This is a genomic window from Hwanghaeella grinnelliae, assembly GCF_004005845.1.
Lineage (GTDB): Bacteria > Pseudomonadota > Alphaproteobacteria > UBA8366 > Aestuariispiraceae > Hwanghaeella > Hwanghaeella grinnelliae.
Map to the genome: position 1 here is coordinate 1 of NZ_SADE01000005.1, position 16,897 is coordinate 16,897.

At 58.3% G+C, this 16,897-nt stretch carries 13 protein-coding genes and 1 tRNA gene; all 14 read right to left on the minus strand.

Annotated elements, in window-relative coordinates; all coding sequences use genetic code 11:
* Positions 1–122, minus strand: a 122-nt coding sequence (locus tag EOI86_RS24340) for a GTP-binding protein (RefSeq protein ID WP_240035757.1), incomplete at its 3' end; no start/stop codon positions are given.
* Positions 123–219: 97 nt separating this feature from the next.
* Positions 220–2,298 (minus strand): elongation factor G, encoded by a 2,079-nt coding sequence (gene fusA, locus EOI86_RS24345; protein WP_127768327.1) that lies wholly within the window; start codon positions 2,296–2,298, stop codon positions 220–222.
* Between the two features lie 27 nt (positions 2,299–2,325).
* Entirely contained in the window at positions 2,326–2,796 is a 471-nt protein-coding gene (gene rpsG / locus EOI86_RS24350) for a 30S ribosomal protein S7 (RefSeq protein WP_127768328.1), read from the minus strand.
* Positions 2,797–2,823: 27 nt separating this feature from the next.
* A complete protein-coding gene (rpsL, locus tag EOI86_RS24355) occupies positions 2,824–3,195 on the minus strand; it encodes a 30S ribosomal protein S12 (RefSeq protein WP_127768329.1) in 372 nt (123 codons plus the stop codon).
* Positions 3,196–3,860: 665 nt separating this feature from the next.
* On the minus strand, positions 3,861–8,222 hold the full coding sequence (gene rpoC / locus EOI86_RS24360; protein ID WP_127768330.1) for a DNA-directed RNA polymerase subunit beta': 4,362 nt from the start codon (positions 8,220–8,222) through the stop codon (positions 3,861–3,863).
* Between the two features lie 148 nt (positions 8,223–8,370).
* The gene (rpoB, locus tag EOI86_RS24365) at positions 8,371–12,549 is read right to left on the minus strand and encodes a DNA-directed RNA polymerase subunit beta (RefSeq protein WP_127768331.1); all 4,179 of its coding nucleotides are present in this window, start codon (positions 12,547–12,549) and stop codon (positions 8,371–8,373) included.
* A gap of 343 nt (positions 12,550–12,892) precedes the next feature.
* On the minus strand, positions 12,893–13,273 hold the full coding sequence (rplL, locus tag EOI86_RS24370) for a 50S ribosomal protein L7/L12 (protein WP_127768332.1): 381 nt from the start codon (positions 13,271–13,273) through the stop codon (positions 12,893–12,895).
* A gap of 64 nt (positions 13,274–13,337) precedes the next feature.
* Positions 13,338–13,853 (minus strand): 50S ribosomal protein L10, encoded by a 516-nt coding sequence (rplJ, locus tag EOI86_RS24375; protein WP_127768333.1) that lies wholly within the window; start codon positions 13,851–13,853, stop codon positions 13,338–13,340.
* A gap of 398 nt (positions 13,854–14,251) precedes the next feature.
* Positions 14,252–14,950, minus strand: coding sequence for a 50S ribosomal protein L1 (gene rplA / locus EOI86_RS24380; protein ID WP_127768334.1), 699 nt, complete (start codon positions 14,948–14,950; stop codon positions 14,252–14,254).
* A gap of 5 nt (positions 14,951–14,955) precedes the next feature.
* A complete protein-coding gene (gene rplK, locus EOI86_RS24385) occupies positions 14,956–15,384 on the minus strand; it encodes a 50S ribosomal protein L11 (RefSeq protein ID WP_127768335.1) in 429 nt (142 codons plus the stop codon).
* Positions 15,385–15,590: 206 nt separating this feature from the next.
* On the minus strand, positions 15,591–16,121 hold the full coding sequence (nusG, locus tag EOI86_RS24390) for a transcription termination/antitermination protein NusG (protein ID WP_127768336.1): 531 nt from the start codon (positions 16,119–16,121) through the stop codon (positions 15,591–15,593).
* A 150-nt stretch (positions 16,122–16,271) separates the two neighbouring features.
* Positions 16,272–16,463: a preprotein translocase subunit SecE gene (gene secE, locus EOI86_RS24395; protein ID WP_127768337.1), complete on the minus strand. Its 192-nt coding sequence runs from the start codon at positions 16,461–16,463 to the stop codon at positions 16,272–16,274.
* 193 nt (positions 16,464–16,656) lie between these two features.
* Positions 16,657–16,732 (minus strand) — tRNA-Trp (locus tag EOI86_RS24400).
* A gap of 42 nt (positions 16,733–16,774) precedes the next feature.
* Positions 16,775–16,897 (minus strand): EF-Tu C-terminal domain-related protein (locus EOI86_RS24405; protein ID WP_476702845.1); only part of this gene is annotated, 123 nt, incomplete at its 5' end.

Genomic DNA, 16,897 nt, shown 5'->3' on the forward strand with positions numbered 1-16,897 from the left:
CCGTACGTGTCCGACATAACCTTCGTAATCGCAGCCGTCAGCGTCGTCTTGCCATGGTCAACGTGACCAATCGTGCCGATGTTGCAGTGCGGCTTATTACGCTCAAACTTCTCTTTCGCCATCGCTCGACTTCCTTGTCTTTTCTCGCCAAAACCGATGATTTCTCGGCCGGCGATATGTGCGTGTCGTTAAGACCTTGGTCCCAATAATTCCCTGTGGTTACGCAAGCTTGGCGCGGACTTCATCCGCCACCGCCTGCGGCACCTGCTCATAGTGATCGAACTGCATGCTGTACTGGGCACGGCCCTGACTCAGCGAGCGCAGCGTGTTCACGTAACCGAACATGTTGGCCAGCGGAACCATGGCGGTCACGACACGGGCAATCCCGCGCTGATCCATGCTGCTGACCTGACCACGGCGGCTGTTCAAGTCGCCGATGATGTCACCCATGTATTCTTCCGGCGTCACGACTTCGACTTCCATGACCGGCTCAAGCAGTTTCGGCCCAGCCTTTTCCATGGCCTCACGGAAGGCGGCGCGCGCCGCAATTTCGAAGGCCATGACCGAGGAGTCGACGTCATGATAAGCGCCGTCAACCAGTTGGACCTTGAAATCGATAACCGGGAAGCCGGCGAGAATACCGTTGTCCATCTGGGATTCGATCCCCTTCTGAACGCCCGGAATGTATTCGCGGGGCACGGAACCGCCGACGATCTTGCTTTCGAAGGAGAAACCTTCACCCGGCTCGACCGGCTCGAAGTTCATGATGATGCGGGCAAACTGACCCGAACCACCGGTCTGCTTCTTATGCGTATAGTCAACCGTAGCCGGCTTGGAGATGGTTTCGCGATACGCAACCTGCGGCGCGCCGATATTGGCGTCCACTTTGAACTCACGGCGCATGCGGTCGACGATGATATCGAGGTGCAGTTCGCCCATACCTTTAATGATGGTCTGCCCGCTCTCTTCGTCGGTCGCAACCCGGAAACTCGGATCTTCGGCCGCAAGACGCTGCAATGCAGCAGACATCTTTTCCTGGTCGCTCTTGGTTTTCGGCTCGACCGCGATTTCGATAACCGGATCGGGGAATTCCATACGCTCCAGAATAATCGGCTTCTGACGGTCGCACAGCGTATCGCCAGTCGTCGTATCCTTCATTCCGACCAACGCCACGATATCGCCGGCATTTGCCTCATCGATTTCTTCGCGGTTGTTCGAATGCATAAGCAACATACGGCCGATGCGCTCGGTCTTGTCTTTAACAGAGTTCTGAACGGACATGCCCTTTGTCAGCGTACCGGAGTAAATCCGCGCAAAGGTAAGAGAACCGACGAACGGGTCGTTCATGATCTTGAACGCAAGCGCCGAGAACGGTGCGTCGTCTTCCGGCGGACGGCTATCCGGCTCTGGCTCTTCGCCAAGCGTCGAACCACGGACATTCCCAACATCGGTCGGGGACGGCATGTAGTCGACGACAGCATCCAGAAGCGGCTGAACGCCCTTATTCTTGAAGGCGGTACCGTTCAGGACGGGGACGAAGGCACCAGCAAGTGTACCCTTACGGATGCAGGCTTTTAGCGTGGCTTCGTCCGGCTCATTGCCTTCGAGATACGCTTCCATCGCCGCGTCGTCCTGCTCAACGGCAAGCTCGACGAGCTTTTCACGATATTCAGCAGCCTGATCGGCGAGTTCGGCGGGAATGTCGACGAGGTCGTATTTCGCACCCAGCTCTTCACCCGACCACTTGACGTGCTTCATCTTGATCAGGTCGATGAGACCGTCATATTCGGCTTCGGCACCAACCGGCAGCTGGAGAACCATCGGGGTCGCGCCCAGACGATCAACCATCATATCGACGCAACGGAAGAAGTCGGCGCCGGTACGGTCCATCTTATTGACGAAACACATCCGCGGCACACCGTACTTATCGGCCTGGCGCCATACGGTTTCGGACTGCGGCTCAACACCGGCAACGGAGTCGAACACAGCAACCGCACCATCGAGAACACGCAGCGAACGCTCGACTTCAATGGTGAAGTCGACGTGGCCGGGGGTGTCGATGATGTTAATACGATAGTCGCCCCAGAAACAGGTCGTCGCAGCGGACGTGATCGTAATTCCGCGCTCTTGCTCCTGCTCCATCCAGTCCATCGTCGCGGCGCCGTCATGGACTTCGCCGATCTTGTAGGACTTCCCGGTGTAGAACAGAACACGTTCTGTGGTCGTCGTCTTACCGGCATCGATGTGCGCCATGATGCCGATATTGCGATATTTTTCGATGGGGTGGCTACGCGCCATTGGAATTCTCCTGGGAGTCCGATCGAGTTACCAGCGGTAGTGCGAGAACGCGCGGTTGGCATCGGCCATCCGGTGCGTGTCTTCGCGCTTCTTGACCGCTGCGCCACGGCTGTTGGAGGCATCCAACAATTCACCGCCCAAACGTTCGGTCATGGTGTTTTCCGAACGCTTACGGGCCATATCGATGATCCACCGGAAGGCAAGCGCCTGCGCCCGCTCAGACCGGACTTCAACCGGAACCTGATAGGTCGCACCACCGACGCGGCGGGAACGTACTTCCAAATGCGGGCGGACATTTTCCAGCGCTTCGTGGAAAACGCGGACCGGATCATTGCCGGTGCGCGCCTGCATCGTATCGAAGGCACCGTAAACGATGGCTTCAGCAACGGATTTCTTGCCGTCGATCATCACGTTGTTAATGAACTTCGTGATAACGGTGTCGCCGTACTTGGCGTCCGGCAGGATTTCCCGTTTCTCTGCTTTATGGCGTCGAGACATCTCTCAAACTCTCCTGCTACCGACCGATCACTTCGGCCGCTTCACGCCGTACTTCGAACGGCGCTGACGACGGTCTTTAACACCCTGCGTATCGAGCGTGCCGCGGATGGTGTGGTAACGAACACCGGGCAAGTCCTTCACACGGCCGCCACGGATCATGACGACTGAGTGTTCCTGCAGGTTATGGCCGACACCGGGAATATAGCTCGTCACCTCGAAGCCATTCGTCAGACGCACGCGGGCGACCTTACGAAGGGCCGAGTTCGGCTTCTTCGGCGTCGTGGTATAGACGCGAGTGCAAACCCCGCGTTTCTGCGGGCAAGCTTCCAGCGCCGGAACTTTGTCGCGCTTCGGCTTATCGGTCCGCGGCTTGCGGATCAGCTGATTAATCGTCGGCATGTATCTTCCGTCGCCTTCGTTTCGTTCAACCGTCGGCCTGGGCCAGGCCCAGACAATTGACTGTCGCGGCCCGCCGAAACGGCCCGCTAATTTACCCCTGGCCCAACCCGTTACTGCCAATCCTTTTGACAGGAACAAAGTCGCACCGCGCGAACACAACGCAATTTGGCAAAAGCGTTAACCGCCCGCCAAAAGCGCTTATGAGTCCCAAGTTTTCGGCGGCGAACCGCCAGTCCTACTTCAAGGCTTCCTCGAGGTTTCGTTTAGGTTCGTTCCGTTGCCGGCGATGTTCCGCCGGGCACAACGTTCAATCTAATCTCCTGTTTCCAAGGGACCGATTGAATTGGACCTACTGCAAACCCCCGCTTGAGGTGGGCGGAACCTATACGCCGCCCCCTACCCCGTCAAGCGGTATCTTGCGGAAAAACAAGGCTTTGTGCGGTCTGCCTGAATCAATCGCACGGGCCTATTTTTCTGAAATATTATTACCCCAACATCTTGTGGGCCGACAATTTCCAGGCCCCAAAATCACAGTGTCTCACCGCATCGTCCTTCCAGCCTGGGAATCGGTAACCACCCCTCAACCCGGTCCGAAATAGGTGCGAATGGAAAAGGGCCGCACCCTGTGCGGCCCCTTCCAAAAACTCCAGCGGATGCTTCGTACGTTATTCCGCTGCCGGTGCTTCCTCGTCCGAAGCGGCGTTCTCCGCTTCCGCGGCCATGGCCGCCTCTGCTTCCCGGGCATCCAACTCCGCTTTCCGTTCGGCCTGGATTACCTTGTCCCGGTCCGTGGCGACCTGACGCAGGCGCTTCATCACCGCGCCGGTACCGGCGGGGATCAAGCGACCGACGATCACGTTCTCCTTCAAGCCTTCCAGGGTGTCCTGCTTGCTGTTCACGGCAGCATCGGTCAGCACACGCGTGGTTTCCTGGAAGGATGCGGCGGAAATGAACGACTTGGTCTGCAGGCTCGCCTTGGTGATGCCCTGCAGAACCGGCTTGACCTTGGCCGGATCGATACCTTCCGCGATCGCTTTCTGGTTCGCTTCTTCGGCCTCTTCCCGGTCGATCTGTTCTCCGACCAGCAGGAACGTCCCACCAGCGTCGATCACTTCGACCTTTTGAAGCATCTGGCGAACGATCACTTCGATATGCTTGTCGTTGATCTTCACACCCTGCAGGCGATAGACGTCCTGGATTTCCTTGACCAGATAATCGGCCAGCGCCTCGACCCCCATGACATCGAGAATGTCGTGGGGAACGGGGTTGCCGTCCATCAGCATTTCGCCCTTACGGATGAACTCGCCTTCCTGAACGGCAATGTGCTTGCCCTTCGGGATCAGATATTCCGAGTTTTCCGCATTCTCGTCGGCTGCGCGGATGATGATTCGGCGTTTGGTCTTATAGTCCTTACCGAATTCAACATAGCCGTCCTGGTCGGCGATGATTGCGTATTCCTTCGGCTTCCGGGCTTCAAACAACTCAGCAACTCGGGGCAGACCCCCGGTAATGTCGCGGGTCTTCGAGCCTTCGCGCGGGATACGGGCCAACACGTCCCCAGCCTTCACATCCTGGCCATTGGTGACCGAGAGGATGGCGTCGACGGACATGAAGTAGCGGGCTTCCATACCGTTCGGCAGGTTGACCACCTCGCCGTCGCTGTCACGCAACGTAACGCGCGGTTTCAAGTCCTCACCACGCTTCTGTTGCTTCCAGTCGATGACCACCTTGCTGGAAATACCGGTCGCTTCATCGACGACGTCACGGACCGAAATCCCTTCAACCAAATCGACGTAATGGGCGACACCTTCCTTCTCGGTGATGATCGGGATGGTGTAGGGATCCCATTCGGCAATGGTCTGGCCACGAACCACTTCATTCCCATCGTCCACGCGCAACCGCGCGCCGTATGGCAGGCGATGATGGGCGCGGTCACGGCCCTGCTCGTCAACGAGGATGATTTCCGTGTTCCGCCCCATGACAACGGGCCGGCCTTCGGAGTCGATGACAACGTTACGGTTGTTGATTTTCACCGTTCCGTCGAGCGAGGACTCGATGGAGTTCTGTTCCGCACCGCGCTGAGCCGCGCCGCCGATGTGGAATGTCCGCATCGTCAGCTGTGTCCCGGGCTCACCGATGGACTGCGCGGCGATAACGCCAACCGCCTCACCGATGTTGACCTCGGTACCACGGGCCAGATCGCGGCCATAGCAGTTGCCGCAAACGCCGTGGCGGGATTCGCAAGTCAGGACCGAGCGGATCTTAACCGCATCGATACCGGCGGTTTCGATCGCGTCGGCCAACGGCTCGTCGATCAACTGCGCCGCCTTAACGATAACCTCACCGTTCAACGGATCGACAACGTCCTCCGCCGCACAGCGGCCCAGAATACGTTCCGCCAGCCCCTCGATGACGTCCCCGCCGTCGATGACCGGACGCATTGTCAGACCTTCGGTCGTGCCGCAATCCACCTGTGTGATGATGCAGTCCTGGGCAACGTCCACAAGACGACGCGTCAGGTAACCGGAGTTCGCCGTCTTCAACGCCGTATCCGCTAGACCCTTACGCGCACCGTGGGTGGAGTTGAAGTATTCCAGGACCGTCAGCCCCTCCTTAAAGTTGGAGATGATCGGCGTCTCGATGATTTCGCCCGACGGCTTGGCCATCAGGCCACGCATCCCGGCAAGCTGTTTGATCTGCGCCGCGGAACCACGGGCACCGGAATGGGCCATCATGTAAACCGCGTTCAGACCAGAGCTGGCCCCTGCGGACATGCCCTTCATCATCTCGTCAGCCACCTTATCGGTGCAGGAAGACCAGACGTCGACGACCTTGTTGTACTTCTCACCCTGGGTGATCAGACCGTCCTGATACTGCTGTTCGTATTCCTTCACCATTTCCTGGGCTTCGCCGATCAGCTTCTCCTTAGCGGGCGGAACGATCAGGTCGTTCTTACCAAAGGAAATACCGGAACGGGCGGCCCAACCGAAGCCAAGCGACATCAAGCGGTCACAGAAGATCACCGTCTCTTTCTGACCGGTATGGCGGTACACGATATCGATCAGGTTGGTGATTTCCTTCTTGGTCAACACGCGGTTGATCAGGGAGAAGGGAACATGCGGATCCTTCGGCAGGATCTGGCTAAGCATCATACGGCCAGGCGTCGAGACGACCTTTTCGACAACGGATTCCCCATCATCGTTCACCGTATCGTGGAACATCTTGATCCGCTGGTGCAGGCTGAGCTGCTTTTCGTCCAGCGCATGTTCGATTTCCGCCATGTTTGCGAAAAGCGGCACCCGGTGGGCGGTAAGCTCACCGGACTTCAGGCGCTTGAAGGCTTCCTTCGGATCGGTCAGCGCAACCGGGTTGTTCGGATTCTTCTCATCCCGAAGCTGGATCTCGCTGCGTTCCAACGCCGCGGTCATGGCTTCTTCGCTGTCGATCGACACTTGCGGCCCGAACTGATCGGTCCGTTCGTGGGTGATGTAGTACAAACCCAGAATAATATCCTGGGACGGCACGATGATCGGCTTGCCGTTCGCGGGCGAGAGGATGTTGTTCGTCGACATCATCAACACGCGGGCTTCCAACTGGGCTTCCAGGCTGAGCGGCACATGGACCGCCATTTGGTCGCCATCGAAATCCGCGTTGAAGGCGGCGCAGACCAACGGGTGCAGCTGAATGGCCTTCCCTTCGATCAACTTCGGTTCGAACGCCTGAATACCCAAGCGGTGCAGGGTCGGCGCACGGTTCAACAGAACCGGATGTTCGCGGATGACCTCTTCGAGAATATCCCAAACTTCGGGCCGTTCCTTTTCCACCATGCGCTTAGCCGCTTTGATGGTCGTGGCGAGGCCATAGAGTTCGAGTTTCGAATAGATGAACGGTTTGAAGAGTTCGAGCGCCATCTTCTTTGGCAGCCCGCACTGATGCAGCATCAGTTCAGGGCCGACAACGATGACCGAACGGCCGGAATAGTCGACGCGCTTGCCGAGCAGGTTCTGACGGAACCGACCCTGCTTGCCTTTCAGCATATCGCTGAGGGACTTCAGCGGACGCTTGTTCGCCCCCGTGATGACCCGACCGCGACGGCCGTTGTCGAACAAGGCATCGACCGATTCCTGCAGCATGCGTTTTTCGTTCCGGACAATGATATCCGGCGCGCGCAACTCGATCAGGCGGCGGAGACGGTTGTTCCGGTTGATCACGCGGCGATACAGGTCGTTCAGGTCGGAGGTAGCGAAACGGCCACCATCCAGCGGCACCAGGGGACGCAGTTCCGGCGGAATAACCGGCACGACATCCAGAACCATCCATTCCGGGCGCGTGCCGGATTCCTGGAAGGCCTCCAGCAGCTTCAACCGCTTCACCAGCTTCTTGCGCTTCGCTTCCGAACCGGTTTCCTGGAGGTCCACCCGGGTGGTCTCCAGTTCTTCGTCGATATCGATCGCGGCCAGCATGTCCTTCAACGCTTCAGCGCCGATCTTGGCGGTGAAGTTCTCATCGCCATATTCGTCCTGGGCGTCGAGATATTCGTCCTCGTTGAGGAGCTGCTTGTACTTAAGCGGCGTCAGGCCCGGCTCCGTCACGACGAAGGATTCGAAGTAGAGAACCTTTTCCAGGTCCTTCAACGTCATGTCCATCAAAAGGCCGATGCGGCTCGGCAAGGACTTCAAGAACCAGATATGGGCAACCGGCGAGGCCAGTTCGATATGCCCCATCCGTTCGCGCCGCACCTTGCTCAACGTCACTTCGACACCGCACTTTTCGCAGACGATGCCTTTGTACTTCATCCGCTTGTACTTGCCGCACAAGCATTCGTAATCCTTGATCGGACCGAAGATCCGGGCGCAGAACAGGCCGTCGCGCTCCGGTTTGAAGGTCCGGTAATTGATGGTTTCCGGCTTTTTGATTTCCCCGAAGGACCAGGACCGGATGCGGTCTGGCGATGCGATCGAAATCTTGATCCCGTCAAAGCTTTGCGGGCCCTGCGGCTGACCGAAAATCTGCATCAATTCGTTCATCTGGGCTCTCCCATTTGGGCTGTTCCCGGTCTGCCGGCTGACTTCTCGCCCGCCGGCTGGACCGGAAATGCGGCTAATGATGCCGCGTCGTAAGTATCACGCTCGAAAGAACTTCCATACCCCACATTCGGGTAGGTCGGCCTCGCGCTTACATTTCTTCCTGCTCAAGTTCAACATTCAGGCCGAGCGAACGTAGCTCCTTGACCAAAACGTTGAAGCTTTCCGGAATACCGGCTTCGAAATTGTCGTCGCCACGGACGATGGCCTCGTAGACCTTCGTACGGCCGGAGACGTCATCCGACTTCACAGTCAGCATTTCCTGCAGTGTGTAGGCGGAACCGTAGGCTTCAAGCGCCCACACTTCCATTTCCCCGAACCGCTGGCCGCCGAACTGCGCCTTACCGCCCAGCGGCTGCTGGGTGACGAGGCTGTACGGACCGATCGAGCGAGCATGGATCTTGTCGTCGACCAGATGGTGCAGCTTCAGCATATAGATGTAGCCGACCGTAACCTGGCGGTCGAACGGCTCACCCGTACGGCCGTCATGCAAAGTCATCTGACCCGACTCGGCCAATCCGGCCCGTGTCAGCATGGCATTGATGTCGTCTTCACGCGCACCGTCGAAGACCGGCGTGGCGATCGGCAAGCCCTTGGTAATGTTCTTGGCCAGTTCGATCGTCTCGTCTTCCTTCAGATCCTTGATTTCCTTGGCGATCCCTTCGTCATCGTAGATCTCGCCCAAAGTTTTCTTAAGATCCGTTACCTTGCTCATGCCCTGCTGGTACGCCTGCAGAGCCTGGTTCACCTGTCGGCCGAGGCCGGCAGATGCCCACCCAAGGTGGGTTTCCAAAATCTGCCCGACATTCATGCGGCTAGGCACACCCAGCGGGTTCAGCACGACGTCGACCGGCGTACCATCTTCCAGGTACGGCATGTCTTCGGCCGGGACGATCTTGGAAATCACGCCCTTGTTGCCGTGACGACCGGCCATTTTATCACCCGGCTGCAGCTTGCGCTTAACGGCGACGAAGACTTTGATCATCTTCATCACACCCGGGGGCAGTTCGTCACCGGCCTGGACCTTCTCGACCTTATCGTCGAAACGGGCCTGCAAGGCGGCGACACTGTCGTCGAGCACTTTACGCAGAGAGTCCAATTCGTCGTTCAACGCTTCGTCGTCGACCACGATCTGCCGAAGCTGACCGGTGGTCAGTTCGTCCATCGCGTCCGGCGTAGCAACGTCGATCTTCACGCCCTTCGGTCCGGTCACAACCTTTCGGCCGTTGACCACTTCCATGAACCGACCACGGAAAGAGTTCTCGAGGATCGCTCTTTCGTCGTCTCGGTCCTTGGCGAGCTTTTCGATTTCGGCCCGTTCGATGGCCAATGCACGTTCGTCCTTGTCGATCCCACGGCGGGAGAACACGCGGACTTCAACCACAGTTCCCTTGTCACCCGGCGGAATGCGGAGCGACGTGTCACGCACGTCGGAGGCCTTTTCACCGAAGATGGCACGCAGAAGTTTTTCTTCCGGCGTCATCGGGCTTTCGCCCTTCGGCGTCACCTTGCCGACCAGGATATCGCCCGCTTCGACTTCGGCACCGATATAGACGATACCGGCTTCGTCGAGATTCTTAAGGGCTTCTTCACCAACGTTCGGAATATCGCGGGTGATTTCTTCCTGACCCAATTTGGTGTCGCGGGCCATCACCTCGAATTCCTCGATATGGATCGAGGTGAACACATCGTCCTGAACAATCCGTTCAGAAATCAGGATCGAATCTTCGAAGTTGTAGCCGTTCCAGGGCATGAAGGCGACGAGGGCGTTGCGGCCCAGCGCCAATTCGCCCAGTTCCGTCGAGGGGCCGTCGGCGATGATGTCTCCGGCGTTGATCCGATCACCCACTTTCACCAGCGGACGCTGGGTGATGCAGGTGTTCTGGTTCGACCGCTGGAACTTCAGCAGATTGTAGATGTCGACGTTGGATTCCGTCGCAACGTTATCCGAAGTCGAACGAACGACGATACGGGTCGCATCCACTTGGTCGATCGTACCGGTACGTTTGGCGACAATGGCGACCCCAGAGTCCTTCGCAACGGTCGCTTCCATGCCGGTCCCAACAAGCGGTGCATCCGCCTGCAACAGCGGCACGGCCTGGCGTTGCATGTTCGAACCCATCAACGCGCGGTTCGCATCATCGTTTTCCAGGAACGGAATAAGCGCCGCGGCGACCGAAACGACCTGTTTCGGCGAAACGTCGATCAGATCGATATCTTCCGGACGCGCGACGATGTAGTCACCGCCCCGGCGGCAACTGACAAGGTCTTCTTCGAAGCGTCGTTTCGCATCGAGCGGCGCGTTCGCCTGCGCGACCGTGAACCGGCCTTCATCCATCGCGGACATGTAAATGACTTCGTCCGTCACCCGGCCGGCGTCAACCTTACGATACGGTGTTTCGATGAAACCGTACTGGTTGACCCGCGCATAAGTCGCGAGAGAGTTGATCAAACCGATGTTCGGGCCTTCAGGCGTTTCAATCGGGCAGATACGACCATAATGGGTCGGATGAACGTCGCGGACCTCGAAGCCCGCGCGCTCACGCGTCAGACCGCCCGGGCCAAGCGCCGAAAGGCGCCGCTTATGGGTGATTTCACCCAGCGGGTTGGTCTGATCCATGAACTGGCTAAGCTGCGACGAGCCGAAGAACTCACGCACGGCGGCGGCCGCCGGTTTCGCGTTGATCAGGTCATGCGGCATGACACTATCGATTTCGACCGAGCTCATGCGCTCACGGATCGCACGTTCCATGCGCAGCAGGCCGACACGGTACTGGTTTTCCATCAATTCGCCGACCGACCGAACACGACGGTTGCCGAGGTGATCAATGTCGTCGATTTCGCCCTTGCCGTCCTTCAGTTCAACAAGAACCTTGATGATCGACAGGATATCTTCCTTGCGCAGCGTCCGCAGCGTATCGGGCGCGTCCTCCAAGGTGAAACCCAGACGGGAATTCATCTTCACACGGCCAACAGCGCTGAGGTCGTAACGCTCTGAATCGAAGAACAGGCTCTTGAAAAGCTGTTCCGCGGTTTCCAGCGTCGGCGGCTCACCCGGGCGCATCACGCGGTAGATATCGATCAACGCGTCTTCGCGGTTGACGTTCTTGTCCGCGTTCAACGTGTTGCGGATATAGGCGCCAACTGTGACGTCATCGATGAACAACGTCGGCAGGTCCTTCACACCGGCTTCGGTCAAACTAGACAGAAGTTCCTCGGTGATTTCGTCGCCCGCTTCAGCATAGATCAGACCGGTCTCTTCATTGACGATGTCCTGACCGACATACCGACCGATGATGTCGGTGGTTTGCACCAGGACTTCTTTCAGGCCGTCCTCGGCCAACTTGCGGGCCAAACGCGGCGTCATCTTGGTTTCCGCCGGGGCAACGACTTCGCCGGTCTTGGCGTTGATCAGGTCCGTCACCAACTTCGCGCCGCGCAGATGCTCGGCATTGAAGGCCGTTTTCCAGCCCTTCTTGGTGTAGCTGTAGCTGATGACATCGTAGAAGTGGGCAAGGATCTCGTCCTTGCTCATTCCCTGGGTCTTCAGCGGATCCAATTCACGGCCTTCGATCGCGGCCTTCGCGCGGTCTTCCGCAGTGCGGGCATCGTCCAAAGCCATCATCAGCGTCGTCGCCGGCAGCTTGCGACGGCGGTCGATACGGACATAGACCATGTCCTTGGCATCGAATTCGAAGTCGAGCCAGGAACCACGATACGGAATGACGCGCGCAGCGAACAAATACTTGCCGCTGGAATGGGTCTTGCCCCGATCGTGATCGAAGAAGACGCCCGGTGAACGGTGCATCTGGGAAACGATAACGCGTTCCGTACCGTTCACGATGAACGTACCGTGGTCGGTCATCAGCGGCAGGTCGCCCATATAGACGTCCTGCTCCTTGATGTCGCGGATCGACTTGGCGCCGGTTTCTTCATCAACGTCCCAAACGACGAGCCGCAGCGTCACTTTCAGCGGCGCGGAGAAGGTGATGCCGCGCTGACGGCATTCCTCAACGTCGTATTTCGGCTTTTCGAGATCATACCGAACGAATTCTAGTTGGCTGCGTTCCGAAAAATCGCGGATCGGGAACACACTCGCGAAAACTTCCTGCAGGCCCACACGCTGGCGGTCCTGCCAATTCACACCGACCTGGAGGAAGGCGTCGTACGAGGTCTTCTGCACCTCGATAAGATTCGGCATCGGTGCCACCTCGGGGAGGCGACCGAAGCTTTTACGAAATTTCTTCCTGCCGGTGAAGGAACTGGCCATGATATTCCTCGTTTCGATCCGCGTTTCGATCTGCTCCGGCCTGCTCCGGCGCCTATCCTTGTCAGACAGTCGCCCAAAACAAGCCCGTTAAGCGTTGCCCTGTTTTTGCAGCTGGCGGACAACAGATTGTTTTCCCATCGGAAATTGATCTGCCTTCCGGCTTTCGCCGCCCGCATCGGGCCGATGCGGCAAACTGTACAAACGGTTGGCTTTAAAGGCCTTCCGCTAAACGCACGAGAGGGGCAGCACCGCAAAGCCGCGGTGCACCCCTACCCGCACAGCAAAATGTTGGTTCGCGACGGCGACGCCGACGATCGGGCGATGGCCGCCGCGAACCAGAACCTTACTTGAGCTCAACGGTCGCGCCAGCTTCCTCGAGCTTCTTCTTCAGTTCCTCGGCTTCGTCCTTCGGAACGCCTTCCTTCACAGGCTTCGGCGCACCTTCGACGAGGTCCTTGGCTTCTTTGAGGCCCAGACCGGTGATGGCCCGGACTTCCTTGATGACGTTGATCTTCTTGTCGCCGGCGGCGGCAAGAACGACGTCGAAGGAGTCTTTTTCCTCCGCCGCGGCACCGGCGTCACCACCAGCACCCGGAGCGGCAGCAACCGCGACCGGCGCGGCGGCGGACACGCCCCATTTTTCTTCGAGCATCTTAGAAAGCTCGGCCGCCTCCATAACGGTGAGGGCGGAGAGCTCTTCAGCAAGCTTTTCCAAATCAGCCATTGTCTTAATCTCCTATGGCGTCAGGTTGTCGGCTTAATAACCGATTGCACCAAATTCGTTATTTCTACTCGGCCGTTGCACCGTACGCGCCGAAGACGCGTGCGAGCTGACCAGCCGGGGCAGCCAAAGTACCAACGACCTTGCCGGCCGGCGCCTGCAGCAGCCCGACGATCTTTCCACGCAACTCGTCGAGGGACGGCAGAGCAGCAAGGGTTTTGACACCCGCCGCATCCAGCGTCTTCTCGTCGAGACCGCCTGCAACGATCGTGAACTTTTCCTTCGCGGATTTTTCGAACTCCGCCGCCACTTTGGCAGCCGCGATCGGATCCACGGAGAAAGCCACAGCCGTAGGACCAGTGAACTGGTCCTTCAGGTACTCGAATTTGGTACCTTCGAGCGCGATCTTCGCGAGCGTATTTTTGGTCACCTTATAACCGGCGCCTTGCTCACGCATCTTTGCACGAAGGTCAGAGACTTCACTCACCGTAAGGCCCTGCTGGTGCGTCAGCACCACCAAGCTTGCGGTTTCGAATGTCTCGTGCAATTCGGCGACAAGCGCTTCCTTTTTTGCACGGTCCATTTAAGGTCTCCGTTGCTTCTGGCCGTCGCCCCACAATTCGGACTACCCGAAACGGGGAACCGGGCCGGTTCACGAAAGCATCCCTCTTGCCCCTTATGGGACGGAAAGCGATGCCAATGCACCTGCCCGATATGAAAGTCCAGATCGCGAGGCGGGCCGGTTTCCCGGCCGTATCGACAACCTATCCTTACCCATCTCATGGAGGCCGTTTCGCCCTGCCGGCTGACGCCTTGGGGCTCCGCGTTTAAAACCGAGGGACACACGAAGTTCCAACGGTCACCGCCAATCTCGGACAGGCAGCGATGCTTTCAATTGCCGGGTACGAAACCCTGCGCTCTCCAGCATCGCGCCATCCGCCATCCGGACAACCGTCCGGATGACGAAATCTCAACCGCGCGTTACGGCAACACGGACGAGGGTTCGACCTTCAGGCCGGGCCCCATCGTCGAGGTAACCGAAATGCGCTTAACGTACGTACCCTTGGCGCCCGACGGCTTAGCCGCCGCAATCGCACCAACGAATGCACGAATATTCTCGATCAGAGCGTCTTCCGTGAAGCTCGCCTTGCCGACACCGGCATGGACGATCCCAGCCTTTTCAGCACGGAACTGAACTTCACCACCCTTTGCCGCAGCAACCGCATCGGCCACATTCGGCGTCACCGTACCGAGCTTCGGGTTCGGCATCAGGCCGCGCGGGCCCAAGACTTTACCGAGACGGCCGACGATCGCCATCATGTCCGGAGACGCGATGCAACGGTCAAAATCCATCATGCCACCCTGGACCTGTTCCATCAGGTCTTCGGCGCCGACAAAGTCCGCACCCGCGGCCTTGGCTTCTTCGGCCTTGTCGCCGCGAGCGAAAACCGCCACGCGAAGCGACTTACCGGTGCCGTTCGGCAACTGAACCGCTCCACGGACCTGCTGGTCGGCGTGACGGGGATCAATGCCCAGGTTCAACGAAATTTCGACGGTTTCGTCGAACTTCGTGGCGGATGCAGCGCCTTTGAGCGTCTTAACGGCTTCTTCAACCGCCAACAGTGCCGTGCGATCCAAGCCTTCATAGGCTTTTTTCATACGTTTTCCGAGCTTCGCCATCGTGTTTACCCCACAACCTCGATGCCCATCGAACGCGCGGTACCGGCGATGGAGTCCATCGCGGCTTCGACGTCATTGGCATTCATATCCTGCAGCTTGGTTTCGGCGATCTCACGAAGTTGCGCCTTAGTCACCTTGCCGACCTTGTCCTTGTTCGGAACCGAAGATCCCTTGGAAACCTTTGCCGCCTTCTTCAAGAAGTAAGAAGCCGGAGCGGTTTTTGTCACGAAAGTGAAGCTACGGTCTTCGAAAGCGGTGATGACCACCGGCGTCGGAGTGCCCGGCTCCATATTCTGCGTCGCGGCGTTGAACGCCTTACAGAATTCCATGATGTTCAGGCCGCGCTGACCCAGCGCTGGCCCGACCGGCGGCGACGGATTCGCCTGACCGGCCTTAATTTCGAGCTTGATATAGCCCGCAATTTTCTTAGCCATTTCACTAACCTCTGTCGTGGATCCGTTTGCCGTCGGATCCGCATTTAGTCAGTGTCCGCGGTGCGGCCCCCGATCTGATCCGGTCGGTTTCCCGATCCAGACCGCCGGAGCCCCAGGTCTTTGGGGCCTCAGCCTCCCGCGCAACAAATTCGGTCGTCGCCCGACCCAAGCCGCCTCACTAAAAGGCAACGAAACCGCAGGTCGCCCTACAGTTTCTCAACTTGGGAATATTCGAGCTCTACCGGTGTCGCCCGACCAAAAATCGACACCGTGACTTTGAGGCGCGCCTTTTCCTCGTCAACCTCTTCGACAACACCGTTGAACGAGGTGAAGGGACCGTCGCTGACACGGATTTGCTCGCCGATATCGAAGGTGACGGAGGGCTTCGGCCGCTCAACGCCTTCCTTGACCTGAACGAGGATCCGTTCCGCCTCTTTATCGCTGATCGGCGACGGGCGCTTACCCGTGCCGAGAAAACCAGTCACCTTGGGCGTATTGCTGACCAGGTGCCAGGTCACATCATTCATATCCATGTGAGCGAGGATGTAGCCTGGGAAGAACTTGCGCTCTGCGCTGACCTTGCGGCCACGGCGCATCTCGACAACTTCCTCGGTCGGAACCAGGACGTCGTCGATCATATCTTCCAGGTCTGACACCTTCGCCTGTTCCCGGATCGATTCGGCGACCCGCTTTTCAAAGCCGGAATAGACGTGGACCACATACCAGCGCATTGCCACCGCAAAAATTCTCCAACCAAACGGGGCGATAGCCTGGGACCCAAGCTCCGCCCTTCTTTACCATCTTTCATCGCCCCGCCCTGATCACCAGGTACGAAGCCACGCCACCGCCGCGCCGATCTAACGCGCAATCCGGCGGCACTTCGCCTATCAGGTCCCCAAAACCAGCTGGATACCCAAGGCAATAATTTCATCAACCACCAGGAAGAACACCGACATCAGCGTTACCATCACGAACACCATGATGGTCGCAATTCCGGTTTCCCGTCGCGTCGGCCAAGTCACCTTGTTGGCTTCCTGCCGAACCTGCCGGACAAATTGTGCAGGGTTCGTCTTTGCCATCGCGCTCTCTTTCAACCCGATAAATTATCGCAATACTAGGCCGATCACGGACTCTGGTCCGAGCGCAAGCCGAGTGGGGCTTTTAGTTGTCTAAAGCCTCGCTGGCAAGACGCAAATCCGCCTGATCGCGAAAATTTCAGTACAATGACCGATGCGGCCCGACGTATCGGGCCGCTGCTCGGCGTCCAAATTTTGGCAGGGGCACTAGGATTCGAACCCAGGGCCTACGGTTTTGGAGACCGTCGCTCTACCAACTGAGCTATACCCCTACACCGAACGGACGGAATGACACCGCCCGTTCGGGAACTATTTTACTCGATGATGCCCGCGACGACGCCTGCACCAACGGTGCGGCCGCCTTCACGGATCGCGAAACGAAGACCTTCGTCCATGGCGATCGGGGCAATCAGTTCGACTTCCATCGTCACGTTGTC